Raw genomic sequence first — 25,661 nt, 5'->3', positions numbered from 1 at the left:
CCTAAAACAGGAGATTTTTAAAAACACGCAAAATTACGAAAATTTATGTAGATTGTCTTTAATATATTAATTTTGCCGCTCTTAAAACCTTTTTATGGCAATATTTACCCAAAAGCAATCACTGGTACAAGCTCTTTCACTTGTTAGAGAAAACAATAAAATAGGTTTTGTGCCAACAATGGGTGCATTGCATGAAGGACATATTTCGTTAGTAAAGAAAGCCTTAGACGAAAACGATGTTGTAGTTATTAGTATTTTTGTAAACCCAACTCAATTTAACAATAGTTCAGATCTCGATAAATACCCGCGAACTCCAGAGGACGATATATCTTTATTGTATAGTTTAAATAAGGAATTAATTATATACCTACCCGAAGTTTTAGACCTTTATAGCGAATCAGTTTCATCGAAAAACTACAATTTTGATGGTTTGGAAAATGAAATGGAAGGAAAACATCGAAAAGGACATTTTGACGGAGTAGGGACTATTCTCGATAAATTTTTCAGAATTATCCAACCAGATTTTGCTTATTTCGGGGAAAAAGATTTTCAACAATTGCAAATAGTTAGAAAATTAGTTGAAATTGAAAATCTTCCAGTAAACATTGTAGGGTGTCCAATTCTAAGAGAAAGCAATGGTCTTGCAATGAGTTCGCGTAATAAACGACTAACCGAAAAGCAATTTGAAGAAGCTTCAGTAATTTATAAAGTTTTAAATGAAGTAAAAGAGAATTTTTCATCTACTTCTATATCAGCTTTAAATGAATTAGTTGCGGAACGATTTTTGCAAAACCCTCATTTAAATCTCGAATATTTTGAAATTGCCGATGAAGGAACCCTTAAAACAGCTGAGCAAATAAGCAATGGCGCAAAATACAGGGCTTTTATAGCGGCATACGCAGGAGAAGTGAGGTTAATAGATAATATGTCATTAAATTAATACCTTTGCAAAATGCAAATACACGTAGTAAAATCTAAAATCCATAGAGTAAAAGTTACCGGTGCCGATCTTAATTATATCGGTAGCATCACTATAGACGAGGATTTAATGGATGCCGCCAATATTATTGAAGGCGAAAAAGTTCAAATTGTAAATAATAATAACGGTGAACGTCTTGAAACCTATGCAATTCCAGGTCCGAGAAAAAGTGGTGAAATCACTTTAAACGGAGCGGCGGCAAGAAGAGTAGCTCCTGGCGATATCCTTATTTTAATTACTTACGCAATTATGGATATAGAAGAAGCAAAAGCTTTTAAACCTGCATTGGTTTTCCCAGACGAGGCAACCAATCTTTTGCGTTAAATTGAATCGCTTCTTTTTAAAATTTTTGAAAATTTCCATTCCTTTAGGATTGGGGGTTTTTCTAATTTGGTATATATACCAATCATTTACACCGACACAAATTGCTGAAACGAAGAAGTATTTTGCCGATGCAAATTACGGATTTGTATTACTTTCAGTTTTTCTAAGTGTCCTTAGTCATTTTTCACGTGCATATCGGTGGAGCTTTATGCTAGAGGCCATTGGGTGTAAAACAAAAATTGCCAATAACTTTATGGCTGTTTCTGTAGCTTACCTAATGAATATATTTATTCCAAAAAGTGGGGAAGTATCAAGGGCTGTAATTTTAGATAAATACGAAAATGTGCCATTTCAAAAAGGATTTGGTACTATTATATCTGAAAGAATTGTCGATTTACTGTTCTTACTATTTTTTACAGCTCTAGCCTGCATTATTAAATTCGAAGTACTTTACGATTATATATTTGAAGCTATTCCAGCTTCCATATTATATGTGCTTGCTGTTGGTGTTCTATTAATAATTATTAGTATTCCCATTTATATTCGGTTTTCGAAGTCTGATGTAAATAAGCGATTAAAAAATTTTGTAATAGGATTAAAGGAGGGGGTTTTCAGTATAGTGAAGATGAAAAAAAAGGGTCCTTTTATACTCCACACATTTTTTATTTGGGGCTTATATATATTATCATTTTACACTGCAATTCACGCATTACCAGAAACATCTAATATTTCAATAGGTACTGTCATCATTACTTTTGTAGTAGGCAGTTTTACCTTTGCCTTTACAAATAGTGGTTTTGGAACTTATCCTGCTGCGATTGCGGGGATATTATCGGTTTTTGCAATAGCCAAAACAGTTGGTGTGGCAATAGGTTGGATTGTATGGATTTCCAATATAAGTTCCATCGTTTTATTCGGTGTTCTTTCCTTGATCTTGTTGCCTATTTATAATCGAGACAAGTAAATGTTATAATTAAGCTAATTTAAAAAACAACAATTTTAAAATTGATTATTTTACAGTCGGAAGCTAAAAAAATCCTTGATATGAAAAAAATTATATTTTTTGCATTCTTTGCAATAACATTCGGTACAGTTAGTTCACAGGTGATTTATGAAGAATTCAATTCAAAAAAACTGGATGAAACGCGAAAACTTAAGATACAGTTACCCAGAAATTACGATACAAATACAGATAAAAAATATCCTATAGTTTTAGTACTTGATGCTGATTACTTGTTTGAACCAGTTGCTGGTAATGTAGACTACTTTAGTTATTGGGAGGATATGCCTGAAGCAATTGTTGTAGGTGTTATGCAATCAGGAAGTAGATATAAAGATGGAGAATACGACGACCGGAGTTATATGCCAATTGACAAAGGAGCTAGTTTTTTTGAATTTATTGGGTTAGAATTGATTCCATATATAGATGAAAATTATAGAACAGCTAAATTCATTATTGGGGTGGGACACGACTTTACTGCAAACTTTTTGAACTACTATTTATTTAAGGATCCACCGTTGCTAAACGGATATATAAATTTAAGCCCAGACTTAGCGCCAATGATGGAAGAGCGTCTTGTACAGCGTATTCCACAGATTCCTGAAAAACTATTTTATTATTTGGCTACTGGTACAGAAGATATTAAAGGATTACAAGAATCTACTGAAAGTTTAAATAATCAATTAAATGGTATAGAGAGCGAAACTTTTAATTACTACTACGACAATTTTGAAAATGCGACACATTATTCATTAGTGGGGCGTGGTATCCCCAATGCTTTAGAGAAGATATTTTCTGTATATAGACCAATAAGTAAAGCAGAATTTTCTGAAGTTTTATTGAATAAGAATACTCAAGTATATCAATACCTAGTTGATAAATATCAAATTATTAAAGATTTGTTTGGATTAGATATACCTATTAGAATTAACGACTTTATTGCCGTAGGAACAGCTGCAGAAAAGCAAAATCAATGGGAAGCTGTAGAAAAACTAGCGAAACTTGCTAAAAAACAATACCCCGATAATGTTTTAGGTGATTATTATTTGGGGCGTTTTTATGAATCACAAGGGGATTACCGAAAAGCAATTAGAATTTATCGCAGCGGTTTTGGAAAACAAGATGCAGATTTTATTACCCAAGAATTACTTTTAGACTTAGCAGACGACTTAAGTGCTAGGGATTAAATCTCTCGAATTGTTTTTTTGTGAATTATAGCCCAGTTACTCAATGAGTGATGAGTGCCATTTAATTCTAATTTAGAAAGTATATTGCTGCGATGTTTTTCTACCGTTCTTGGTGAAACACATAGGTTATCGGCGATTTCAGCAGTACTTAGCTGTTGTGCAATCAACTTTAAAATTGTTTTTTCTGAAGCTGTTAAAAGTTTTATTTTCTTCAAATCGTCTGATACGGTTTGAAGTGATGACGGTTCAAAAGATTTACTAAAATATGTTTTTCCTTGAATTACATCATTAATACACTTTTCAATTTCAGAAAATGAATCCTCTTTAAGGAGATATCCATTTATTTGAAGTGATTTGGCTTGAGATATATAATCACTCTCTTTGTGAAATGAAAGCACAATAAACTTTGTATCCACTTCTTTTTCTTTTGCCATTTTTATAACTTCAAATCCGGTTAATAATGGCATATCTATATCTAGAAGAGCAATTGTTGGTTTATAGGTTAATATATGTTCTAATGCTTGTAAGCCGTTTATCGCTTTTCCCACAACATTGTAGTTATTAGAAATTAGCTCATCGTTCAATCCTTTTAAAATCATTGGATGATCGTCTGCGATTACGAATGTTATATCATTTTTTACAATCATTTAAAGTGGTGTAGATAAAGTTATTTGGGTACCCTTATTTATTTGACTTTTAATGTCAATTTTGGAATTTAGAATTTTAGCACGTTCTACTATAGTTTGCATTCCTAAGCTATTATTAAATTTTAATTTATCAATACTGTCAAATCCTTTACCGTTGTCCACAATTGTAGTCTCTATAAAGTTATTTTTCTTTACAATTTTTATATAGGCTGCTTTTGCATCAGAATGTTTTATCATATTGTTCAACACCTCTTGAATAATTCTGTATAAATGTAAGGATGCATCCTTGCTTAACAAAGCATCTATATCTTCAATTTCATGCGTAAAAAAAATATTTGTATTGTCGTCAACCTCGTTTATTAACTTTATTATTGCTGCTGTTGGTCCTAGTTTTTCCAGGGTAGCTGGGTGTAAACCTCTAGAGATTGTGCGAAGTTCATCTAAAGTATTTCCCGCCAAGGATTCCATTTCAATATTACCAAGCGATTTTGTTTTCTTGGTTAGCAACATTAGTTTTTGTCCCACACTATCATGAAGTTCCCGAGCTACTCGTATCCGCTCTTGTTCTTGAGCTTTAATTAGATTATGAGTGTAATTTTCATTTCTTTTTTGCTCTTGCTTATTTTTAAAGTAAATGGAAATAAAGACACCCAAAGAGATAAGCGTTAAAAGAGAAAACCAAAACCACCCTGTTCTCCAAAATGGCAGTTTTATAGTAAAATTATATTGGTAAGGTTTAGACTGCCAATTTCCAATCCCATTGTCTGCAATAAATTCGAAAGTATAATCTCCAGGAGGTAAAAATGAAAATACAGCTTTTGGATCGGAGGTTGCTGGTGACCATTCATCCCCGTCACGCAGTCCTATCATTCTATATTTATATTTAACCTTTTCTGGATTTGTAAATGTTATTGCCTCCATTAAAAAAGTTAAATAATTCTTTTGAAAAGGTAGGATAATTCTATTTGAGCTACGGTACAAACTATCTTCCAAGGGTTCAGAAAACAAAAACACATCAGATAGGTTTAATCTTGGAGGTTGAAAATTTTGTAAATACTCATCCTCCCTAAAGGTAATAATACCATTTATAGAAGAGGCTACTACCGTCTTTTTGTGGGTGACATGTAGCGAATTAAAATCTATGTCGTTTTCTAAAAAATGTGAAACTGTGTTAAAATGTTTACTTGATATACTATCCTTTTCTAATAATAGTTTTAGATCAATTTTATAGAATACATCTCGTCCTGCTACCCATAAATCTTTATCATCAACTTTTAATGCGCGGAAATAATTTAAATTATTTAAGCGCGAAATATCTAATACCTTTATCTTAAATTCCTCATTTTCTAGCTTTATATAATAAAAGTTTTTTTCATTTCCAGCTATAATTTCGTTTTCACTTATTACATCTATGCTTCTAAAATTATTATGTTTATAAAAGTCAATCCCAGGTATGGGGCTAACCTTGTTGTTATGAAGTTGGTGTAAACCACTGATTTTGCAAAGAATAAGACGATCTCCAATTGGCACAACCCCAACACTTCGAGAAGAATTTATAAAATAGGTAGAGTCCTTAGTTATGGCTTTAATTCTGCTAGTTTCAAAAAGCAGCGTACGATCTTCATCCTTATAGATTAAATTATAAACCCCTGTGTCTATAACTTTAGGTGGTTTATTTTTGGAATATTCTTTTACATCCTGATTTGTAGAAGCCAACAAAGTGTTCTCAGGAGTTATAAACAAGTTGGTTACAGGTTTATTATCTGTAAAATAACGAACGTTTTCTGGACTCGTAACTGCTATCGCACCGGCATCAGTTGCAATAATTAACTGGTCATCCCACTGCAAAAAATCATTGACAAAGTTCGAGGGCATCCCCTGCTCTTTATTATAAATTTTAAACGAAGTATCCCGAAAACGAATTATCCCTTCACCGTAAGAAGTCATCCAGTGATTCCCTTCAGTATCTTTAATTATACTGTAAATATACTTACTAGGCATTCCTTGCTTTTCGTTATATATGATAATCTTACCTGTTTCCTTATTAAATACCCCAAAACCATTTCCTTCAAAAGCTAAATAAAGCTCATTTTCATTTTCTTCCAGAATATCATAAACGCGGTTTAAGTCAAATTCGTTGAGGTTGAAATTGTAATTAGTGATTTTGCCTTTATCTATTTTGCATAAACTACCGTATGTACCTAACCAAATAACCTTATCATCATCGATTAAGATTGAATAACAAATTTTATTTATTCCGTCTTTGTCACTATAAATATTTTCAAGTTTGAGAGTGTCCAGCGTTAATTTGAAAACGCCTTTGTTAGAAGAAGTAATAAAAATGGTATTATCGTCGTACCACGCAGATTTTAATAGAGTAGCATTATTAGTTACATTGTAATTAATATCCAATTTTTCCCACTTTCCATTTTTATAAGACGCTATGCCTCTTGCAAAGACAATATAAATTGTGCCATCTTTGGCTTCTAAAAAACTATTTGCACTTCCTAAAAATTTAGTCTCAAAAGTTTCACTAAGAACTACTTTTTCATCTTGAATTACGCAAACACCTTTGTTAAGTGTTCCTACCCAAATTCTTTGTTTAGAATCTTCAAAAATGCTAAAACTTATATTTGAAGTTAGCCCGTTTTCAGTAGTGTAGTTTTTAAAAGTTTTTCCATTGAAACAACTCACTCCTCCTATAGAGGAAATCCAAATTCTATCTTTACTATCTTGAAGTATTGCGTGAGTCTCGTTGCTAATTAAACCATCTTCTACTTTGTAGTTTTTAAATTGAAGTTGCTGAGCATTACTACTCAACAAAAAAACACTTAAGAAAAGAAGAGTGAAGAATAAGCGTTTCATTTATAGATGGTTTCTACAGTAAATATATTTAATTTAGCGGAATTATTATGGCTAAAACAAAAACAACATTTTTTTGTCAGAATTGTGGAGCACAATTTGCAAAGTGGCAGGGGCAATGTACTTCATGCAAAGAATGGAATACAATTGCAGAAGAAGTAATCCAAAAAGCTGAAAAGTTAAGTTGGAAATCTTCTGAAACCACCGCTAAGCGAGTGACAAAACCGCAACGTATATCCGAAATTTCAACTCAAGCAGAAGCTAGATTAAACACACAGAATAACGAGTTAAACAGAGTGTTAGGTGGCGGTTTGGTTCCAGGTTCATTAACCCTTCTAGGGGGAGAACCAGGAATAGGGAAAAGCACTTTGATGCTTCAAATTGCATTAGAACTTCCTTATAAAACACTTTATGTTTCGGGAGAAGAAAGTGCACAGCAAATTAAAATGAGAGCCGAGCGTATTCAGCCGAGCTCTGAGAATTGTTTTATTTTAACCGAAACTAAAACACAAAATATCTTTAGAAATATAGAAGAAGTTGCTCCAGACATTGTTGTAATCGACTCTATTCAGACTTTACATACAGACCATATTGAAAGTGCTGCAGGTAGTATTTCTCAAATTCGAGAAACTACTGCTGAACTTATAAAATTTGCAAAGGAAACTGCTACCCCAGTAATTTTAATTGGACATATTACTAAAGACGGCAATATCGCAGGTCCCAAAATATTGGAGCATATGGTGGATACGGTTCTGCAATTTGAAGGTGATAGAAACCATATTTATAGAATTCTTCGCGCAAACAAAAACCGTTTTGGAAGCACCAACGAATTGGGAATTTATGAAATGCAGGGGAGTGGTCTTCGCGAAGTTTCAAACCCTTCAGAAATTCTAATTTCAAAAAACGAGGAAGATTTAAGTGGAACCGCAATTTCTGCAACCCTAGAGGGAATGCGCCCGCTTATGATTGAAATTCAAGCTTTGGTTAGTAGTGCTGTTTATGGTACGCCTCAACGTAGCGCAACGGGATATAATGCCAAGCGACTAAATATGATTCTTGCTGTTTTAGAAAAACGAGCCGGTTTTAAACTTGGCGCTAAAGATGTTTTTTTAAATGTAACTGGAGGCATAACAGTTGATGATCCAGCAATAGATCTGGCGGTTGTAGCAGCGGTACTTTCATCAAATATTGATATTGCAATAGACAAACGACTTTGCTTCGCTGCTGAGGTTGGTTTGGCGGGAGAGGTGCGTCCTGTTACACGAGTAGAACAACGAATTTTAGAAGCAGAGAAACTTGGCTTTACCGCTATTGTAATCTCAAAGTATTGTAAAATTCCGAAAAATAATTTCCATATAAATATTATTAAGGTGGCTAAGGTTCACGATGTTGTACACCATCTATTTGGTTGATGCTATTCTTATAAGTGAATCGAATAAGCTCACATCTTGTTTTATAAAGTGGGCTCAAATACGGGAAGGCTTTTGGTAATTTTTCCATTATCTTAGTCTCGCAATGAATCAAAGAACATTTATTATCATATTTTTTTTGAGTTTACTGCTTGGGGGTTGTAAGGAAGATGTTCAAAAGACAGTAGAGATTTCTGAAAAACCTTTAAAACTTCCTGCACGGGTAGCTTATGAGAAAGAATTTAATGAAAATGACTCAACCTTTATGCTTTGGAAGGAAGCTTTTCAAAAAGCGAAACACGACAACCTTCAAATAACGCTTCCATATTCTGAAAGTGGAGTTTATTCCGAAGACGAATTAAATGTTTACAGTTATAACATTCAACTTAAAGAAGGAGAACGAATAGTTGTGGATCTTCAAAAACAAGTTGATTCTAGTTTAGTTTTTATTGATTTTTTTGAAGTGAAAAAGGATTCATTAAGGCTGCTAAAAAGCGCTGAAGAATATAAATCTATGTTTTCAAAAGAAATCGAAGAATCGGGTTTATACAAGTTAATTCTTCATCCGCAACTAAACATGAAAGGTTCCTTTCAATTAAAAATATACTCTGAACCACTATACCCTTTTCCGGTTGTTGGCGGGGTTAATAAAGATATTCAAGGGTTTTGGGCAGACCCACGGGACACGGGAAGTCGTTCTCACGAAGGAGTGGATATTTTTGCCAAGCGGGGAACACCAGTTATTGCCATTACGGATGGAACAATTTCATCTACAGGAAATGGTGGGTTTGGTGGATTACAAGTTTGGATAACCGACAAATTAAAGAAAAAAAGAATTTACTATGCCCATTTAGACAGCTTTATAGTTTCTGAGGGCGATAAAGTAAAAATTGGTGATACAATTGGCTTTGTTGGAAACACCGGTAATGCCACAGAGCTTCCTCCACATCTACATTTTGGAGTTTACAAAGAGCACGGTGCTGTAAACCCAATTTCATTTATTAAAAAAACCGAAATTCAAACCATTGATAAACCTTCAACAGTTAATTTGGCTATAATTAATACATATATTGCTGAGGTTCGAAAAGGTCCTGCTTCTATTTTTCCACAATTAGGTGTGCTTCGAAAAAATGACACTATAAGCGTATTGGGAAAAAGCCAGGATTGGTTTCATATTCATTCTTCAAAAGGTTTAAAAGGATATGTATCCGAGAGGGTAATTACCCCACTTTCATCAAATTAACTTTTATTTAGCCCTTCACAAATTCACATATTGGTACCTTTAGGAGTCAACTCTAATAAAACGACTATGTCTATTTTCAAAAAAATAAAGCAAACTATAAATTTAATGCAGGATATTGATCTTGATGCCTTGGGGAAACTTTCACAAAAAGTTGATTTACCAGAAATAATGAAAACTGTTGGGGAACTCGATGATAGGCAGTTGGCTGGCTTGATGAAAATGCTTAAACATAAAGGAGGCAAAAAGGGGCAACATAAATTACCTCCAATAGATGGGGATTTTTATGATTTGGCCTTAAAGCTAACCCCAGAACAACGCGAACTGCAAATTAAAGTGCGTAATTTTATGGAAGATGAGATAAAGCCAATTGCAAATGAGTATTGGAATAAAGCTGAATTTCCATTTCAGATTATTCCAAAAATGGCTGAACTAGACATCTGTGGAATAGCATACGAAGGTGTAGGGTCACAAATTCACCCGTTTTTAATGGAAGGAATTATAGCCATGGAACTGGCTCGAGTTGATGTTTCCATCTCTACATTTTTTGGCGTTCATAGCGGCTTGGCAATGGGATCGATATATGTTTGCGGAAGTGAGGAGCAAAAACAGGAGTGGTTGCCTAGAATGCAGCGTATGGAGTTAATAGGAGCTTTTGGGCTAACAGAGCCAGAAGTTGGTTCTGCAGTTGCAGGTGGTTTAGGGACAACATGTAGAAAAGAAGGAGATGAATGGGTTTTAAACGGACAAAAAAAGTGGATAGGTAATGCTACGTTTGCCGATGTTATAATTATTTGGGCGCGTGATGAAGCTTCAGACCAAGTAAAAGGTTTCTTAGTGCGTAAGGAAAATCCTGGTTTTAAAGCGGAAAAAATGGAGAACAAAATGGCGCTGCGTACCGTTCAAAACGCTATCATAACCCTTACCAATTGTCGAGTACCGGAAAGTGATAGATTACAGAAATGCGATTCGTTTAAAGATACGGCAAAGGTATTGCAAATGACGAGAGCAGGAGTGGCATGGCAAGCCGTTGGATGTGCACGTGGAGCTTACGAAGCTGCATTAAAATATACCAAAAAGAGGGAGCAATTCGGCAAACCAATTGCTTCTTATCAATTAATTCAAAATCACTTAGTAGAAATGGTTGCCAATTTAACGGCCATGCAAACTATGTGTTTCCGACTGTCAGAATTACAGGATGAAGGATTATTAACAGATGAACACGCTTCCCTTGCAAAAGTGTTTTGTAGCATGCGAACTCGTGATGTGGTAAGTCGCGCTCGAGAGGTAATGGGCGGGAATGGAATTCTTTTAGAATACGACGTAGCTAGATTCGTAGCAGACGCCGAAGCAATTTACAGTTATGAAGGCACTAAGGAAATTAACACCCTAATTGTAGGTCGCGCCATTACGGGGTACAGCGCTTTTGTATAATGATTTATTGATAAATGCTTAAAGTTATATTAACACTCTCCTTAGGATGGCTCTAGATTAGTAAATTTGCACTAAGATTAAAGCTATGAAATTAAAGGAAATAGATAGGGTAAATTCCATTACCAAAGAAGATTTTCTGAAGCAATACTTTAAACCCCAAAAACCAGTTGTAATTGAAAGGTTTATAGAGGATTGGCCAGCTTACACCAAATGGAATTTAGATTATATGGCCGAAGTGGCAGGGGACAAGACGGTGCCTTTGTATGATGATCGACCTGTAAGTCATAAAGATGGGTTTAATGAGCCGCATGCCGAAATGAAAATGAAAGAATACGTAGCCCTTCTTAAAAAAGAACCTACTAAATACCGAATCTTTCTTTGGAATATTTTAAAAGAAGTACCACAGCTGCAGAAGGATTTTTCGTATCCAGATTTTGGATTGAAGTTAATGAAGGGTTTACCGATGCTTTTTTTCGGAGGGAAAGACTCTTATACCTTTATGCATTATGATATCGATTTGGCAAATATCTTCCATTTTCACTTTCAAGGTAAAAAAGAAGTAATTCTCTTTGATCAAAGCCAGAATGATTACTTGTATAAAATTCCTCATTCTTTAATTACGAGAGAAGATATAAATTTTCACGATCCAGATTACACCAAATGGCCAGCCTTAAAAAAAGCCGAGGGATATATTGCTAATCTAGAACATGGAAATGTGCTGTATATGCCGGAAGGGTACTGGCATTATATGCGTTATATAACACCGGGCTTTTCAATGAGTTTACGCGCCATTGCTAGAAACCCGAAAAATTTAGCTAAAGCTGTTTACAATATTGTTATTATGCGTTACTACGATCAATTTATGCGAAAAATTAAGGGTCAGAAATGGATTGATTGGAAAAACGAACAAGCCATTGTTCGCACTAATAAAACACTTTAATAATTGTATAATTACCTATATTCGTCAAAAAATTTAAGATGAAAACATTTGCCACTATAATTGCCCTTTTTTGTTTACAATTAACCTTTGCTCAAGCCTATACAGGGAAAGGAGATGTAAAATTTCAAGTTGGTGCCAATTTACAAAATAACGGTTCAGGAGTTATGACTAGTTTAGACTTCGGTATGGGTGAAAACATTTCTGTAGGACTTACTTCCTCTTATTTGCTAGATGTTAAAAAATACATTACACCTGCAGGTAATGAGGAGCCAATAGCAAAATTTGCAGACCGTTTTGACTTAAAAGCAAGGTTTAATGCCAACTTAGGTAATGTAGTAAATGTGGATGAAAATTTTGATGTATATCCAGGGCTTAATTTAAGCTTAAAGAATTTTGGAGGACATTTAGGCGCGCGTTATTTCTTTACTAGTGGGTTTGGTGTATTCACAGAAATGAATGTCCCTTTTGCAAAGTATAACACCGATACTTTAACACCTGCTGAAAAACTTCACAATCAGGTAACTTTTAATGTGGGAGCTTCTTTTAATATTTAATAACTTTTAAAACGCTATTACATCACTTTCAGATGGTATAACATTGGTAAACACTTCGGATGTGGTGGGGACGAATGGAGTTATAGGATTTTCATCTAAATACCCAGGAGGTAGATTTCCAAGCTTTATAAATTCGGAGAATGTATAGGGCATACTTTCCATAAAAAGCCCATCAGCATATTTTGTTAGTTGTTTATGTTCAGGGTTGATTAGCACATGCATATGCAAATGAGGAGCAAAGGAATTTCCAGAATTTCCTAAGCGTCCAATTTCTTGACCTGCACTAACAATATCTCCTTCCTCCACTAATAAAGAATTGGGAATCATGTGGCAATAAGTGCTAATGGTTCCATCGTCGTGTTCAATATAAACAACATTACCGGTAGCGTTATTAATGTCCGTTGGGTAATCTAATTGAAATGGTGTTTGGTTATCTGGGATACCGTCTTCGGTAAAAATCACTTTTCCTCCTTTTGCAGCCAATATTGGAAGATTATAACAATACCAATCCTCTAGGGTTAAACCATCATTATCATAGGGAAGCCCATCAACTAATAAGGCATAATCTATGGCGTAACGCTGGGGATTATTTCCTATTAAATATCCTTGTTGAGTAGAATCGAAAAGTGGGTCTGGATATGGAAATATGGCACGTGTATGGTACGATGTAGCACCAGGAGCACCTTCTGCAAGCCAAACGCCATGGGGCACAGGAAAGTTAATGCTTATAGGTTCTGGATATTCATTTTCAATTTTTAAATTAAAAGTATGATGTTTTGTATTTCCTTGATTATCTATGTATTCAAACACATGCTCCATCGAGTTCTCCTGCCACCCTTGATCTGGAAATGGAAGCCAAATACTCGCAATGTGCAAATTTTCTCTTGTATTAAAATCACTGTAGTTTAATTGTAATGTATTTGCATTAAATATGGAAACCTTGTTTAATGAAGGTGCTTTTATGTGCATTTCGTAAACTACCCATTCCCCATTAGTATTTTTTACTTTTACAGGAGGTGTTGGTAAAGCCACAAGTATATTAGGTGAAGCGTTTATAGATTCATTTTTGTTACAGGATAGGGTGAATAGTACCAGGCTTAATAATAAAATAATGTTTTGAACCATAGTGAGTTAGTTTTTAATCAACTTCATTAAGCTTGCTGTAAACCAATTCTGGTTCCCAACCTCTGTAAAATAAATAATCTGCCAATTATTTTCGCCTATTTTTTAATTTTTTTCTGGACCCAATTGTTTCAACCATCTCTATACCAAATATTTAAAGGTTTTTTGGTGTTCGGAGTTAATATTCTATTAACCTTATCCAAACATTGAGTTTGAATAGTTTATAGGTTTAAAACCTAAATCTCCCATATAAAATTCCATAGCGTGGAACGGCATCAAATACTGTAGCGGTCTGTACATAATCTGAGCTATTTTCAAAAATATATTCTTTGTCGTTAAATATATTAATAATCTTTAGCCCTAAAGTCCAGTTTTTACCTTTCGGACGAAATTCGATTTCCGCATTGTTGGTCTCATAAAATTGTGACGAAACTAGATATCCTTTGCTTTCAAAGGTGGCAATGAATACTTTGTTTATATTGAAAATGGTTTTCAGTTCAAATTTATAACGTTCGTTACGTATTGTATTCCTTCCATTTTCACCTGCATTTATAGTATAGTTTGCTAAAATTTTAAAATTAACCACTCCTTTTAAATAGGTAGTTCCCGATAAATAATATTGCGAAGTGTTGTTTTTTAACTTTGAATTTTCATTATTAATTATTACAGCTTGTTCAGAAAACTGTTTCTGATAACCAATTTTAACAGAGGTATTTACAGGGTCAATATATGAAGTAAAACTAGCTTGAAACAACCATAATTTTTGTCCTGGACTAAATATACTCTGAGTTATATCTGTATTTTGGCCAAGAGAGTTTTTAAAACTTACTTGATTCAAAAATTTGCGATGAGTGGCTGAAACGTTAAATAATATCCGCTTTTCCACTCTCGCAAAAGTATAGTTAAAAGAGTAACTGTGACTTTTAAGAGCCTCTGGTTTTGAGATACCAAGACTCAAGTTGCGATAACTTTTTATTATAAAATTATCTGTAAAATAATTTAATCTTGGTATTTCGGAGATATAGGAATATTTAAAATGATAGGTGCCCGTTTTAGTTTTTCTTATTCTCAAACCAGCACTTGGATTGGGTAGAAAAAAGTTTTTTGAAAAATTGTTTTTATCGTAACTGTTCCAGATAGCATCTAGGTTTGCGTAAAGTAAAACATCTTGATACAATTCTTCTTCTATTTTAAACTGCAAATGTGGCAATAGACTGCGAGCAGTATGTCTACCGGAAAGACTATCAATCTTTTCATTTTGGTTTTGAAAGCCTAAATAGGATTTAGTTTTTATGGTTTCGTTAATATGCTGAAAACCCCCGGTAAATGAGTAAGATGTTTTATTATTTTTAAAAACAAGACTTGCATCCAAGCCCTGATAATCCAAGGTAGTATTATAATCTGAATAACTGAGAGTTTTTTGATTAATACTGTCAGCAATAAAAGTATTTGGAAAGATTTTGAATATCTGGTCTAACTTTTTGCTTCCAACATAAAAATCAATAACAACAGCTCCAGATTTTATCTTCTGGGTAAGTTGAATTTGGGTGTCTTGTTCCCTAGTTTTATTTCGAAGAGTTTGTTGAACGTTTTCCTCATTAAAGAGTAAGCCGTTTTTACTTGTTCCATTTAAAAAGGTAAGTGTATTGGCAACTGTAATATTTCTGTCTTTTGAAGGCGTAAAGGTAATTTTTAGGTCATTGCTAAGGTTAAATTTTTCTTGGTTGAAAGAGTTTTGTTCTTTGAAGAAAATATCTTTTGGTTCTACAAAGTATTGATACTCGCTTTTATAATATTGCTCAAACGAATCATTGAAATAATAAAGAGAGTTTCGTAATTTAATACTATCCGAGAAACGTTTGTTTATTAAAAGGTTATTCGAAACTGAAGTGTTTTCGATATAATTCTCGGTATTTAGCTCATTTGTGCTACCGCTTAAAAAGACAATTGGATTTTGATTAATAGAAAAATCCTTAGTAAAATCGTTAAAACCAATTGGTGAATAGGTATAGACGCCAAACTGTCTACCGGCCGGACTACCAGTATTGTTTGTATTAGCGAGGTTGAGTAATTTTACAAGTGGATTTATCACTCCTAAATTTACATCGCCCAAAAATCTATTTTCAATACCACCACCTATTTCGGCTTTTCCAAAGAGAACAGACTTTTTATCTTTTTTAAGTTTAAGGTTTAAAACAATATTTTCAGAAGATAGAAATTGTTTTAAAACGGGATTTTCATCGTAATTATTTATTATTTCAATTTTATCGAGAACAGTGATGTCAAGGTTTTTTGAAATTACTTTGTAGTTACTATCTGCAAGGTCATCCCCTTCAATTAATATCTTTTGAATGGGTTTGCCTAAGGCTCGTATATTCCCATCATCGTCAACTTCAATTCCGGGAAGTTTTTTTAGCATATCTTCAACGGTACGTTCGCTAGCATCCTTAAAAGCTGAAATACGGTAACTAATGGTATCGCGGTTTATCTTTATTTTTTCATCTGCTTTTAAAACTACTGTGGTGAGTGTTTCAGTTTTTTCGTTTAGTTGGAAATCGCTAACATAATTTACCTGAGATTCAACAAAACGTATTCTTAAATTTTCTGAAACAAATCCTAAGCTCGAGGCTGTAAGTGTAATTTCTGCAAAATTATTTATCTTTAAATTATAATGCCCATTGACATCCGTATAGGTATAGCTAACCACCTTATCACCATTTTTAGCAATGACCAAAGCATCTTCTATGGGTTCTGATGAAGTTCCATTAATTATCGTGCCCGTAACCGTTTGAGCCCCAACCAGTGAAAAGCAAAAGCAGAATAAAAATAAGAGGTATGTTTTTAAAGTTTCATTATTTATTTTATTTATCCTCAACATCAAAAACTTCAATATAAGAATTTTTCATAGTATCGTTGGAATAGGTTTCTATATTCATCTTTTCAGCCACCATTTTTCCCGCTATTTGTGCATTTTTGAAGTTTTTGATTTGTATTTCCTTAAAAGTTTCTATACTTATCCAATCTTTCCCTTTTGGTGGAGTAACTGGCTTGAAAGATGGTAACATTGTAGTAACCGGATATTCAAACGATTTAAAATACCAAAATATCTCTTTGTTGGTATCATAGGCTTCTAATATTACTCCTGGTAAACCTTGTAGTTTCCATGGCCCATAGGGTAGTGGTATCTCTGGAGCGAACCAGGCTGTATAATCACGACCTCTAAAGGTGGCAGTAGCTTTTTGACAAGTAAGTTGTCCTATGGTTTTAGTTTCCTTTTCAATCTTCCAGCTAATTTTAGGTGTTTTTTCTTTTACATAGTTAAAACCAAGATCACGGGAATAGAAACTGTCTTTTTTAATTAAATTGTTATACTGAAATCCTTTTTCGTTGGTTACTGCTGTAAAAATACTACCTCCTTGTGCAGTAATAACCGATTTTTGACCATCAATTTTAGTCTTTTCCAAAGAATCTTTCCGTGTGATGTATAATGATGAATTATTATCAAACATTAATATTGCATTGTAATCTACACCTATGGGTGCACCCAAACTTAAACTTTGTATTTCGCCATAGCGAATCAAACCCCGTTCTGTTTGTGATATACAAATGGTAAAGTTTAAAATAGTTAAAAATAATAGTAAGGCTTTTAAAGGCATATTTATAATTTTGAAAAATTCTTTAAAAAAAACGAATTAATTAAACAGGAAGCAGGATGCTATAAATTGTTCAATACCTGCATCTGCATGTTCACAATCAACAATAGCCATATACTCATATACCCCATCTCCATCACAATCAACTCCAATAAGAGCTGTGCAAATAATCGTAGAAGCTAGTTCGGTAATAGCATTTTTTTCAGAGGCTTCTATCTATATTGATGAATAATTATTTTCGGCATAAACACCAAATGAAAATAATAGCCTAATTGCTAGTGTCATAAATTTTTTTCATAATATAAAATTAAAGGATAGAAAAGTATCAGGTTTTTCCAATCGTCAAAAAAGTAAGTTACTAAATAAATTTTAAAAGTTGATATTTCTATATTATAACCTTCTTGCAGTATAGTTAGGAATTTAGTCGTGTGTTGTATAAATAACAATAAGAAAGACAAGGGTATTCGTCAAGATGAAATGGCTTACCGCTGTAATTTTTGATAAGAGCAGTATTAGCAATATAGAGACGATGACAAGAAATATCACGATATTATCCTTATATAAAATTGTTTAAAGTGTTGACGAGTCTATTAGGGAGTTTTTTACTGATTTATGACAGTTGAATAACTTCACAATTAGGTAACTTTTAATGTGAGAGCTTCTTTTAATATTTAAAACTTCTTTTTCATTTTAAATAAGATTATGCTACTCTTTTTTCAAAAAAAAATTGATAATACTTTCCTTCTTCCTTATTGCACCATTTTCATAAAGTTTATATATTACCGAGATAATTATAAATAACTCAACCAATGAATGAATGGTTTGCAGCTTTTGAACCTTTTGAAAAGGTTTACTGGTCCATTGCACTAATTGCATCTGGTATTTTTATAGTCCTAATGATTCTAACCTTTGTTGGTGGTGAATTTGACGATACTAGCGATGTGGATGGAGATATAGATGGCGATACAGGTATTGAATTTCAGTTTCTTTCATTTAAAAATTTAGTTGGTTTCTTCACTATCTTTGGATGGTCAGGTATAGCTTGTCTTAATGAAGGCTTGTCTAAACCCATAACAATTGTAATTTCTATTATTTGTGGTTTGTTAATGATGACCATAATGGCTTCAATTTTTTATTACTTAGGGAAACTGAATAGTAGCGGCACATTAAAGCTTAAAAACGCACGCAACCAAATAGGGGAAGTTTACCTAACCATTGGTGCCAATCGTTCAAGAATTGGTAAAGTTCACATCAATATTCAAGGCGGCATGCGCGAACTAGAAGCACTTACCGACGACACAACAAACCTTCATCAAGGGGATATCATAACCGTAACCGAAATAACTGGCACGGGAATATTAATAGTAACCAAACACACCGCCTAATCATGACATTTTTTTCACTTCAAGTAGAGTCTTTTGCGCCATTATTGGCTATTGGATTCGCAATTTTATTTGTTTTTATAATACTCATTACCTTTATAAGAAGGTATAAACGCTGTCCATCAGACCGCATTTTAGTTGTTTATGGAAAAGTAGGTTCTGGAAATTCTGCTCGATGTGTTCACGGTGGTGCAGCTTTTATTTGGCCTGTAATTCAAGATTACGAATATTTGGATTTAACGCCAATGTCTATTGAAGTAAATCTGGTAAATGCATTAAGTAAACAGAATATCCGTGTAAACGTGCCTTCACGTTTTACTATTGGTATTTCTACAGAACCAGCTGTTATGCAAAATGCTGCTGAGCGTTTGTTAGGCTTAGGTTTGGAGCAAATTCAAGAACTTGCAAAAGAGATTATTTTCGGGCAATTGCGTTTGGTTGTGGCTTCGATGGATATTGAAGAAATAAACAACGACAGAGATAAGTTTTTAACCAATATTTCAAACAGTGTTGAATCTGAATTAAAGAAAGTAGGTTTAAAACTTATAAACGTAAACATAACCGATATTGTTGATGAGTCTGGTTATATTGAAGCTTTAGGAAAAGAGGCCGCTGCTCATGCAATAAATGCTGCACGTAAGTCTGTAGCCGAAAAAAATAGAGATGGTTCAATTGGTGAAGCAAACGCAGTACAAAACCAACGTACGCAGGTTGCAGCTGCAAATGCGCAAGCTGTAGAGGGAGAAAATATAGCAAAGATTAATGTAGCAAATTCAGATTCGTTACGTCGCCAGCGTGAAGCCGAAGCTGAGAGAGTTGCAATAGCTTCAGAAAAAGTACAATCTGCTAAAGCACTTGAAGAATCGTACATAGCAGAAAAAGAAGCCGAAATTACCCGTGCCGAAAGAGAACGAAGCACCCAACTTGCAGATATTATTGTACCTGCAGAAATAGATAAAAGAAAAGTAGAAATAGATGCCGAAGCCGAAGCCGAAAAAATAAGACGTCAGGCAAAAGGTGAAGCAGATGCAATATTATTTAAAGCACAAGCCGAAGCAAAAGGTATTTTTGAAATACTAACCAAACAAGCCGAAGGTTTTGACAGAATTGTAAAAGCAGCTGGCAACAACTCTAAGGATGCTGTGCTACTTTTAATAGCCGATAAGCTTCCAGAACTAGTTAAACTACAGTCTGAAGCCATTAAAAACATTAAGATAGACAAAGTTACCGTTTGGGAAAACGGATCGTCTAAAGATGGTAAAACGGCAACATCAAACTTTATTTCAGGAATGTATGGCTCCGTGCCGCCACTTCAGGAAATGTTTAATATGGCAGGTATGGAATTGCCAGAGTATTTAAAAGGGAAGAAGATTGAGGATAATGCGGAAGCTAATGAAGATGGGTTGAAGGAGTGATAGTAAGGCTCTAATTTATTAAATACAAAAGTTTGGGTGGCAATGTTTTATTATACTTATTTTTAGTAATAATTCTTTTTATCTTCGGATTATGCTTAGTCAAAATTTGTATTGAGAAGTATAAATTAAAGTCTTTTTATGACATAAAAGGATTGGGAGTTGGTATTCTTTCTATAATTGTTGGATTATATATTTTAATAAATTCATTAAAGGATTTATAGCACTATTGGCGCGAATTTACAACTCGTGCATACAAATAACTTTAAAGAAAAATTTGACATACGCCATAAAATGGAACAAATAAAAATACTTTTCTTCGTATTAGGTTCTTTCTTCGGGATTGAAGACGGACGAATTGCTGCCGAAAAAACCACGGTTACCGTTTATCCAGAAAGTCAGGAAATAGAAATTATACAAGAAAATTTATTTACAATTATTCAATCAGAAAAAGATTCAACCATTGTAGTAGAACAATGGAAAGCAATAATCAATTCAAAAGAGGAAAATAGCTCTTGGGCAAAAGATCTTGATAATTTTACGGTCAAAAAGCTTACTTTTTCAACTTCAAACAAAACTATTCACCCACATGTAATGCTTCACTATTCAACTGAAAAAGATTTGCGTGCAATAGGTATTTGGTATGATGCAGCAAAAAATCAGTTTTCTATCAACCATAATCCAAGAGATAATATTAAAACTAAAGGCGGGAAATTGGAAGGGAACTATTGGGTTTTTAATGGAGATACTTCTTTCGGCTTTACGATAGAACCATTTATAGAAATGCCTGAAAATTTTCAAAAAATTAAAAAACCGATTTCTGAAATTATAAGTGGAGAACAATAAGATTAGCTATTTATATATTATTTTAACTCCCTAATTTTTTCATAAACCAACTCACTTTCCCACCCGCGATAAAAAAGATAATCCGCCAACTTTTTTCGTTTTTTTTGAAGATTTTTTTCCGAACTTAATTGTTGCATGCGCTTTTCGGCTAAGGCTTCAAAAGTTTTATAATATTCAGAATCTGGAATTTCTTTTAGGGCTATTTTTATATTGAATTTTGAAATTTGCCGCATTTTCAATTCATTCACTATTCTATTTCGCCCCCATTTTTTCGTTCTAAATTTTCCACGGGCAAAGGCTTGAGCGAACCTTGTTTCATTTAAAAAATTGTGACGTAATAAGTGGTCTATAATTTGATCTATCGCTAAGGGTATCATACGCATCTCGTAAAGCTTTTGCTGCACTTCCTTATGGCAACGCTCTTGGTAGGCGCAATAGCGTTCTAATCGCCTTTTAGCTTCATCTACGGTGTATGTTTTATTTTCATTCATAACATGAAAGCTAGTGACTTTAAATCCTACTATGACTTAAGATCAGTTAGATTTCCTTAGCATCTTTACGATAGTTATTCTGCTAATATTGCATTGCAAAGTTCGCAAAGATATCTTACATAGGTCGATTATAACATTAGAAACTTAAAGACACAAAAAAACCCCTTTCGAAGAATTTCTTCAAAAAGGGTTTAAAATTATTTTATCAGTTTTCCATCTTTATCGTGGAAATGATATTCGAGATATGTATATGCATCTCGAGGTTGAATTTTCACCCATTTTTTATGTTCCAGAAACCATTTGGTTCGGACGCTTGGGAAACCTTTGGTTAAAAAGGCTGCTATAAAAGGATGTGTATTAAGTGTTATCTTTTTATAGTCTTTTTTGAAAAGGCGTTTTACCTCTTCGTTAATTCTGTTTATAACGATTATAGGTGCTTCAATCTCGCCATCGCCTCCATTGCTAGGATCTTCTTCGCGAGTTTTGATATTCATCTCTGGCCTAACTCGTTGACGGGTTATTTGAATTAACCCAAATTTACTCGGTGGGAGTATTTTGTGCTTTGCTCTATCGTCCTTCATTTCATCACGAAGGTGGTTGTAGAGCTGTTTGCGGTGTGCGGCACTTGCCAGATCGATAAAATCTACCACAATTATTCCTCCCATATCGCGTAGCCTAAGTTGTCTTGCCACCTCGGTAGCAGCAATTAAATTCACTTCTAGCGCTGTGTCTTCCTGTGTTTTTTGCTTGTTACTTCGGTTACCGCTATTCACGTCTATTACGTGCATAGCTTCTGTATGTTCTATTACCAAATAAGCTCCTTTACTACCTGTAACAGATTTTCCGAAAGAAGTTTTTATTTGTCGTTCTATTCCAAATTTTTCAAATATTGGAACATTAGAATCATAATGCTTTACGATATTGTCTTTGTTTGGTGCAATCTCTTGCACATAATCTTTTATTTGCAAGTATAGAGTTTCATCATCGATATGTATTGCTGAGAATGAATCGTTAAACATATCGCGGATTAGAGAAGCTCCTCTATTTAGCTCGCTTAGCACTTTTGAAGGGTGGTGCGCCCCTTGTAGCTTCTTACACATCGCTATCCAGCGTTCCATAAGATTCTGTAAATCTTTGTCCAGTTCTGCTACTTTTTTGCCCTCGGCTACGGTACGTATTATAACGCCAAATCCTTTTGGTTTAATGCTTTTAATCAAGCGTTTTAACCTGTCTTTTTCTTCGTTACTTTCTATTTTTTGAGAAACAGAAACACGATCAGAAAAAGGAACCAATACAATATATCTTCCGGCTATAGATAGCTCAGAGCTTATACGGGGTCCTTTGGTAGATATGGGTTCTTTTACTATTTGAACCAAAATAGATTGATTGTTTTTCAAGGCATTATTAATATTGCCATGCTTGTCAATCTCTTTTTCGAATGGGAAGTCTTTTAGAGTATAATCTTTTAGTTTTCCTGTACTTACACCTTTAACAAATTTTAAAAGTGAAGATACTTTAGGGCCGAGATCGTGATAGTGTAAAAAACCATCTTTTTCGTACCCCACATTTACAAAGGCGGCGTTTAAGCCTGGGACTGTTTTACGTATTTTGGCAAGAAAGATGTCGCCAACCGTAAAATTATTATCCTCGTCCTCTTTGTGAAGCTCTATAAGTTTTCCATCCTTTAATAGGGCAAAATCAACTTCTTGTGAACCGGACCTAATAAATAATTCGTAGTTCACGTTACATTAATTTTGTTGTCCCGATGTATAATCGGAACGTATTAAACAATATTTTTTTACAGGTTTTTAAATAAAACCCGGCGAAACCGCATCAAAACCAAAAGAAAGTTGTTGCAATCTCATTTTCAAAGAACGATATTTCGTTTGTTTTATTTGGCAACCACACCTAAATGCAGTTGCCAAATTACTTTTAAAACAGAAAAAGTAGTTTAGAACTACTTTTTCTTCTTATGACGGTTAGCGCGACGACGCTTTTTACGTTTGTGAGTCGCTACCTTATGTCTTTTTCTCTTTTTACCACTTGGCATACTAAAGTCTTTTTTATGTTCCATCCCTTCCTCGAAATTCATCGAGTCGGAACCAAACTGGTTATTACTATTTTATTTCCACATTCGTTTTTACACCTTCAACAAATACTTTTGCAGGTTTAAAAGCCGGGATATTGTGAGCAGGGATTTTTATTGTTGTGTTTTTTGAAATATTTCTTCCAGTTTTTTCGGCTCTAGTTTTAATAATAAAACTACCGAAACCTCTTAAATAAACGTTGTCACCACCTTCAAGAGAATTCTTCACTTCTTCCATAAAGGTCTCAACAGTAGCTTGAACTTCATTCTTTTCCATTCCTAATCTTTCTGAAATCTTAGCTACGATATCTGCTTTCGTCATTATATGTGTATTTTAATTAATTATTCTTTTACTAGAGTTTTTTTGGGTCTGCAAATATACATATTTTAAAATCAATAAATCAAAGCATAATCCTTTAAAATTTAATGGAATATAGATTATTTTTACCCAATGTCAATTTTAAACCCTCACTTTTCCAAAAGGTTAATTTCGTGGTATTTAGATAATAAGCGAGATCTCATATGGCGAAAAACAGTAAGTCCATATCATATTTGGCTGTCAGAAATTATGTTGCAACAAACGCGAGTTGCGCAAGGATTACCCTATTATTTAAAGTTTATAAACGCCTATCCTACGGTTCAAGATTTAGCAAATTCACCTGAGGATGAAGTTTTAAAACTATGGCAAGGATTAGGATATTATTCTCGAGCACGAAACCTCCATGCTACTGCGAAAAGGGTAACCGAAGAAATGAATGGAGTTTTTCCTGATAACTATAAGGACTTATTAAAATTAAAGGGAGTAGGGGAATACACCGCAAGTGCTATTGCAAGTATATGTTTTAATGAACCGCAAGCGGTAGTAGATGGCAATGTTTATAGAGTGCTGTCCCGTGTTTTTGGAGTATCTACACCTATTAATAAAGGAAATGGACCAAAGGAATTCAAAAATCTAGCCCAACAATTAATAGATAAGGAGCAACCTGGTACTTTTAATCAAGCTATTATGGAATTTGGAGCGAGACATTGTGTGCCTAAGAATCCAAATTGCAATAGTTGTATTTTTAATGATGTTTGTGTTGCATTCAAGAAGAATGAAGTAGAAGGATTACCTGTAAAAATTAAAGCTAAACCTGTAAAGAAAAGATATTTTAATTATCTAGTTGTTCTATCAGATAATGAAAACACTATCCTTAAACAACGAATAGGGAAGGGAATTTGGCATAAACTATATGAGTTTCCCTTGATTGAAACTTTAGAGGAAGTCGACATCGAGACCTTAAAAAATCTCCCACAGTTTCAAGATTTTTCAGAAAACTTAGATTTTAGAAGTATATCGCTTTTCAATGAAGAGGCAGTAGTTCATAAACTTTCGCACCAACATTTATACACCCGTTTTTGGATACTCGAAACAGCTAAGAATAACCAAGCCGAAATTCCTATTTCAGAAATAAATAAATATGCTGTTCCGGTTTTAATAGAAAATTTTGTTTCAGAATTTTTTGAAAACTACTAAATCTATTTTAGGTTTATAGTTTTCATTTAAATCATTCTATATTAAAACTTAAAAAAACCGTATATTTAAAACACAAGATTTACCTTTGTATAAATTATAAATTAAAGAAAATATGAGTGGAACATTGAACAAAGTTATGTTGATTGGACATACGGGTGATGATGTAAAGATGCATTACTTTGAGGGCGGAAATAGTATTGGTCGATTTCCTCTTGCTACAAATGAAACTTATGTAAACAAAACTACAAACGAACGTGTTACAAATACTGAGTGGCACAATATTATAGTTCGAAATAAAGCTGCTGAAATTTGTGAGAAGTATTTAAAAAAGGGCGACATGGTTTATATTGAAGGTCGTTTAAAAACTCGCAAATGGCAAGATGATAAAGGAATGGATAGATACAGCACAGAGGTGCATTGTACCGACTTTACGTTCTTGACACCTAAAGGAAGCGGAAATGAAACCCCGCAAAATAATCCAGGACAAAATGTTCAAAAACCACAGGCTACTCAATCATCTCAGGCTGCAAAGTCTATTACTGAAGAAGAAGACGATCTTCCTTTTTAATGTTTAACT

General features: G+C 33.8%; 23 protein-coding genes. 14 read left to right on the top strand and 9 right to left on the bottom strand.

The window, feature by feature from the left end; translation table 11 throughout:
* Positions 1-94: 94 nt before the first annotated feature.
* The 4 genes from panC (at position 95) to K8344_RS02150 (ending at position 3,490) form a co-directional block, all read left to right on the top strand.
* Positions 95-940, top strand: coding sequence for a pantoate--beta-alanine ligase (gene panC, locus K8344_RS02165; protein WP_237606652.1), 846 nt, complete (start codon positions 95-97; stop codon positions 938-940).
* A 12-nt stretch (positions 941-952) separates the two neighbouring features.
* Complete coding sequence (panD, locus tag K8344_RS02160) at positions 953-1,303, top strand: aspartate 1-decarboxylase (RefSeq protein WP_139854137.1); 351 nt, start codon at positions 953-955, stop codon at positions 1,301-1,303.
* Between the two features lie 25 nt (positions 1,304-1,328).
* A complete protein-coding gene (locus K8344_RS02155) occupies positions 1,329-2,267 on the top strand; it encodes a lysylphosphatidylglycerol synthase transmembrane domain-containing protein (RefSeq protein ID WP_237606651.1) in 939 nt (312 codons plus the stop codon).
* An 80-nt stretch (positions 2,268-2,347) separates the two neighbouring features.
* Complete coding sequence (locus K8344_RS02150; RefSeq protein WP_237606650.1) at positions 2,348-3,490, top strand: alpha/beta hydrolase-fold protein; 1,143 nt, start codon at positions 2,348-2,350, stop codon at positions 3,488-3,490.
* On the opposite strand, the gene K8344_RS02145 is transcribed toward K8344_RS02150, so the two are convergent.
* Both K8344_RS02145 and K8344_RS02140 read right to left on the bottom strand, forming a co-directional pair.
* Positions 3,487-4,137: a response regulator gene (locus tag K8344_RS02145; protein ID WP_237606649.1), complete on the bottom strand. Its 651-nt coding sequence runs from the start codon at positions 4,135-4,137 to the stop codon at positions 3,487-3,489. The two genes, K8344_RS02150 and K8344_RS02145, sit on opposite strands and share 4 nt — an antisense overlap.
* Positions 4,138-7,002 (bottom strand): sensor histidine kinase, encoded by a 2,865-nt coding sequence (locus K8344_RS02140; RefSeq protein ID WP_237606648.1) that lies wholly within the window; start codon positions 7,000-7,002, stop codon positions 4,138-4,140.
* 47 nt (positions 7,003-7,049) lie between these two features.
* Here K8344_RS02140 and radA point away from each other — a divergent pair, with 47 nt between their 5' ends.
* The 5 genes from radA to K8344_RS02115 all read left to right on the top strand — a co-directional run bounded on the left by radA (position 7,050) and on the right by K8344_RS02115 (position 12,576).
* Positions 7,050-8,411 carry a DNA repair protein RadA gene (gene radA, locus K8344_RS02135; RefSeq protein WP_237606647.1) on the top strand — a complete coding sequence of 454 codons (1,362 nt, stop codon included), beginning with the start codon at positions 7,050-7,052 and terminating at the stop codon, positions 8,409-8,411.
* 136 nt (positions 8,412-8,547) lie between these two features.
* The gene (locus K8344_RS02130; protein WP_237606646.1) at positions 8,548-9,651 is read left to right on the top strand and encodes a M23 family metallopeptidase; all 1,104 of its coding nucleotides are present in this window, start codon (positions 8,548-8,550) and stop codon (positions 9,649-9,651) included.
* A 66-nt stretch (positions 9,652-9,717) separates the two neighbouring features.
* Positions 9,718-11,082, top strand: a complete 1,365-nt coding sequence (locus K8344_RS02125) for an acyl-CoA dehydrogenase family protein (RefSeq protein ID WP_237606645.1) — start codon at positions 9,718-9,720, stop codon at positions 11,080-11,082.
* Positions 11,083-11,167: 85 nt separating this feature from the next.
* The gene (locus K8344_RS02120; RefSeq protein WP_237606644.1) at positions 11,168-12,022 is read left to right on the top strand and encodes a cupin-like domain-containing protein; all 855 of its coding nucleotides are present in this window, start codon (positions 11,168-11,170) and stop codon (positions 12,020-12,022) included.
* A gap of 38 nt (positions 12,023-12,060) precedes the next feature.
* Positions 12,061-12,576, top strand: a complete 516-nt coding sequence (locus K8344_RS02115) for a DUF6646 family protein (RefSeq protein WP_237606643.1) — start codon at positions 12,061-12,063, stop codon at positions 12,574-12,576.
* Between the two features lie 6 nt (positions 12,577-12,582).
* Here K8344_RS02115 and K8344_RS02110 read toward each other — a convergent pair whose 3' ends face one another.
* From K8344_RS02110 to K8344_RS02100, 3 genes are all read right to left on the bottom strand, one after another.
* Positions 12,583-13,701: a M23 family metallopeptidase gene (locus K8344_RS02110; RefSeq protein ID WP_237606642.1), complete on the bottom strand. Its 1,119-nt coding sequence runs from the start codon at positions 13,699-13,701 to the stop codon at positions 12,583-12,585.
* 226 nt (positions 13,702-13,927) lie between these two features.
* Positions 13,928-16,588, bottom strand: coding sequence for a carboxypeptidase regulatory-like domain-containing protein (locus K8344_RS02105; RefSeq protein WP_237606641.1), 2,661 nt, complete (start codon positions 16,586-16,588; stop codon positions 13,928-13,930).
* Complete coding sequence (locus K8344_RS02100; protein WP_237606640.1) at positions 16,560-17,354, bottom strand: GLPGLI family protein; 795 nt, start codon at positions 17,352-17,354, stop codon at positions 16,560-16,562. The genes K8344_RS02105 and K8344_RS02100 overlap by 29 nt, the downstream gene beginning before the upstream one ends.
* An 806-nt stretch (positions 17,355-18,160) precedes the next feature.
* Between K8344_RS02100 and K8344_RS02095 the strand changes: the two genes are divergently transcribed.
* The 3 genes from K8344_RS02095 to K8344_RS02085 all read left to right on the top strand — a co-directional run bounded on the left by K8344_RS02095 (position 18,161) and on the right by K8344_RS02085 (position 20,991).
* Positions 18,161-18,736 (top strand): hypothetical protein, encoded by a 576-nt coding sequence (locus K8344_RS02095; protein ID WP_237606639.1) that lies wholly within the window; start codon positions 18,161-18,163, stop codon positions 18,734-18,736.
* Between the two features lie 2 nt (positions 18,737-18,738).
* Positions 18,739-20,148 (top strand): flotillin family protein, encoded by a 1,410-nt coding sequence (locus tag K8344_RS02090; protein ID WP_237606638.1) that lies wholly within the window; start codon positions 18,739-18,741, stop codon positions 20,146-20,148.
* A gap of 291 nt (positions 20,149-20,439) precedes the next feature.
* Positions 20,440-20,991, top strand: coding sequence for a hypothetical protein (locus K8344_RS02085; protein WP_237606637.1), 552 nt, complete (start codon positions 20,440-20,442; stop codon positions 20,989-20,991).
* A gap of 17 nt (positions 20,992-21,008) precedes the next feature.
* On the opposite strand, the gene K8344_RS02080 is transcribed toward K8344_RS02085, so the two are convergent.
* The 4 genes from K8344_RS02080 to K8344_RS02070 form a co-directional block, all read right to left on the bottom strand.
* Entirely contained in the window at positions 21,009-21,482 is a 474-nt protein-coding gene (locus K8344_RS02080; RefSeq protein ID WP_237606636.1) for a regulatory protein RecX, read from the bottom strand.
* A gap of 197 nt (positions 21,483-21,679) precedes the next feature.
* Positions 21,680-23,224, bottom strand: coding sequence for an Rne/Rng family ribonuclease (locus K8344_RS02075; RefSeq protein ID WP_237606635.1), 1,545 nt, complete (start codon positions 23,222-23,224; stop codon positions 21,680-21,682).
* A gap of 215 nt (positions 23,225-23,439) precedes the next feature.
* The gene (locus K8344_RS14090) at positions 23,440-23,574 is read right to left on the bottom strand and encodes a hypothetical protein (protein ID WP_260402674.1); all 135 of its coding nucleotides are present in this window, start codon (positions 23,572-23,574) and stop codon (positions 23,440-23,442) included.
* 25 nt (positions 23,575-23,599) lie between these two features.
* A complete protein-coding gene (locus K8344_RS02070; protein WP_139854125.1) occupies positions 23,600-23,890 on the bottom strand; it encodes an HU family DNA-binding protein in 291 nt (96 codons plus the stop codon).
* Positions 23,891-24,019: 129 nt separating this feature from the next.
* Between K8344_RS02070 and mutY the strand changes: the two genes are divergently transcribed.
* Together mutY and K8344_RS02060 are read left to right on the top strand one after the other, a co-directional pair.
* Positions 24,020-25,084, top strand: a complete 1,065-nt coding sequence (mutY, locus tag K8344_RS02065; RefSeq protein ID WP_237606634.1) for an A/G-specific adenine glycosylase — start codon at positions 24,020-24,022, stop codon at positions 25,082-25,084.
* 112 nt (positions 25,085-25,196) lie between these two features.
* Positions 25,197-25,652, top strand: coding sequence for a single-stranded DNA-binding protein (locus K8344_RS02060; RefSeq protein ID WP_237606633.1), 456 nt, complete (start codon positions 25,197-25,199; stop codon positions 25,650-25,652).
* Positions 25,653-25,661 lie beyond the last annotated feature (9 nt).

It is taken from the genome of Aequorivita xiaoshiensis, from assembly GCF_022008395.1.
Taxonomy (GTDB): domain Bacteria; phylum Bacteroidota; class Bacteroidia; order Flavobacteriales; family Flavobacteriaceae; genus Aequorivita; species Aequorivita xiaoshiensis.
Note: the sequence above shows the minus strand (reverse complement) of the source record. Positions and strands in the feature narration are given on the sequence as shown.